This is a genomic window from Bacillus sp. AR8-1 (assembly GCF_008042345.1).
In the GTDB taxonomy this organism is placed as follows: domain Bacteria; phylum Bacillota; class Bacilli; order Bacillales; family Bacillaceae_G; genus Bacillus_A; species Bacillus_A cereus.
Map to the genome: position 1 here is coordinate 1 of NZ_QNUB01000079.1, position 2,543 is coordinate 2,543.

Here is a 2,543-nt window from a genome sequence, read left to right on the forward strand (position 1 = left end):
GGACCGACGGGAGCAACAGGGATAACAGGAGCAACTGGAATAACGGGAGCAACAGGAGCAACTGGAGAAACGGGACCGACAGGAGTAACTGGAGCAACAGGTCCTACTGGGGGCATTGGTCCTATAACCACAACCAATTTGTTATATTACACTTTTGCAGATGGAGAGAAACTTATATATACAGATGCTGACGGGATACCTCAATATGGTACAACGAATATTTTGTCTCCTAGTGAAGTTTCTTATATTAATTTGTTTGTTAACGGAATACTGCAACCACAACCATTATATGAAGTGAGTGCTGGTAAATTAACTTTATTGGATACGCAACCACCATCGCAAGGATCTTCAATTATATTACAATTTATCATTATTAATTAAAAGGACAGATCCTTAATGAAAAGGAATCTGTCCTTTTTGTTTTATATTTAAATAGTTAAAATTAAGTAAAGGTACATTCAATTTCTAGCTGTCATAAATGGTTAAATGATAGGGATTTTAACTTCAATCCTTTTCATAGTGTATTGGAATAAAATATAGAATGAATTTTTCAATATATTTTATATGAGAGTTCTCTATAATACAAACGGCTTCATGTTTAAAAAGAGAACACAATCTTAGTAAAGAAATAATGTAAATTTATATGTAAAAAATGGCACCGTTAATTGTTGAGTACATTCAAATTAATATGTGTCTTTGAACCTAAGAGATAAACGTGGAAAAATAAAATAAACTATTAAGTTTAGGTATTTAATCTAAGCAGTCAATTATTAAAAACATATAATTAATATGTGAGTCATGAACATAATTAAATTACGTTTTCAAGTTTAATTATATTTCATGTTTCCTATTTTAAGCCAATATATAACACATACTCTTTTACAACTTTATGATCCTTATAATAGGAAAAACTCAAATATAAAACAAGTAAGGAGGACATAAATGACAAATAATAATTGTTTTGGTCATAACCACTGCGATAATCCGATTGTTTTCACTCCAGATTGTTGTAAAAATCCACAGTCAGTTCCTATTACTAGGGAACAATTAAGTCAATTAATTACTTTACTAAACTCATTAGTATCAGCTATTTCAGCATTTTTTGCAAATCCAAGTAATGCAAACAGATTAGTGTTACTCGATTTATTTAATCAATTTTTAATTTTCTTAAATTCCTTATTACCTTCTCCAGAAGTTAATTTTTTGAAACAATTAACTCAAAGTATTATAGTTTTATTACAATCTCCAGCACCTAATTTAGGACAATTGTCAACATTATTGCAACAATTTTATAGCGCCCTTGCACAATTCTTCTTCGCTTTAGATCTTATCCCTATATCCTGCAACTCAAATGTTGATCCTGCAACTTTACAACTTCTTTTTAATTTATTAATTCAATTAATCAACGCTACTCCAGGGGCGACAGGTCCAACAGGTCCAACAGGTCCAACAGGTCCAGCCGGAACCGGAGCAGGTCCAACGGGAGCAACAGGAGCAACAGGGGAGCAACAGGTCCAACAGGAGCAACAGGCCTAACAGGAGCAACAGGAGCGACAGGTCCAACAGGAGCAACAGGCNNNNGCATCCGAGGCAGGAGGCCTGCCCGTGGCAACGGGGACGTCAAGAACAGCAGCAGCATCTGGAACAACGCCAGCAACAGGAGCAGCAGGACCATCAGGAGTAACAGGAGCAACAGGCCTAACAGGAGCAACAGGTCCAACGGGAGCAACAGGTCCAACAGGAGCAACAGGTCCAACAGGAGCAACCGGCTTAACAGGAGCAACAGGTTTAACAGGAGCAACTGGTGCAACTGGTGGCGGAGCTATTATTCCATTTGCTTCAGGTACAACGCCATCTGCGTTAGTTAACGCGTTAATAGCTAATACAGGAACTCTTCTTGGATTTGGATTTAGTCAGCCTGGAGTAGCTTTAACTGGTGGAACAAGTATCACATTAGCATTAGGTGTAGGTGATTATGCATTTGTAGCACCACGCGCAGGGGTTATTACGTCATTAGCTGGTTTCTTTAGTGCAACAGCTGCATTAGCTCCAATATCACCTGTTCAAGTGCAAATACAAATATTAACTGCACCTGCAGCAAGCAATACGTTTACAGTACAAGGCGCACCTCTTTTATTAACACCAGCATTTGCCGCAATAGCGATTGGTTCTACAGCATCAGGTATCATAGCTGAAGCTATTCCAGTAGCTGCTGGAGATAAAATACTACTGTATGTTTCATTAACAGCAGCAAGTCCAATAGCTGCAGTTGCTGGATTTGTAAGTGCAGGTATTAATATCGTTTAATTTGTTACATTTAGTAGGAAATTAAACAGGGTTTTGTATATAGTCCTTCCTAATAAATTTAGGAAGGACTATATTTTTTTGGAAAATAAGTAATAAATCAATTGAACAATTACTCTTTGTTAAGTTCGTATAAAAAAGTATAATTTACCCTTTCTCATTTAAGGAATAAGTTATGTAACTTTAAAAATTTCCGATCAGCAAAAAAAGAATTCATCCCAGGCTGTGGAGAAAGTCTT

At 36.5% G+C, this 2,543-nt stretch carries 1 protein-coding gene and 1 pseudogene; both read left to right on the forward strand.

Annotated features, from left to right (window positions below; all coding sequences use genetic code 11):
• Positions 1 to 381: DUF4183 domain-containing protein (locus DN400_RS29065; RefSeq protein WP_147802108.1), on the forward strand; the 381-nt coding region annotated here is incomplete at its 5' end.
• A gap of 561 nt (positions 382 to 942) precedes the next feature.
• Positions 943 to 2,307: pseudogene (locus DN400_RS29070) on the forward strand (exosporium glycoprotein BclB-related protein).
• Positions 2,308 to 2,543 lie beyond the last annotated feature (236 nt).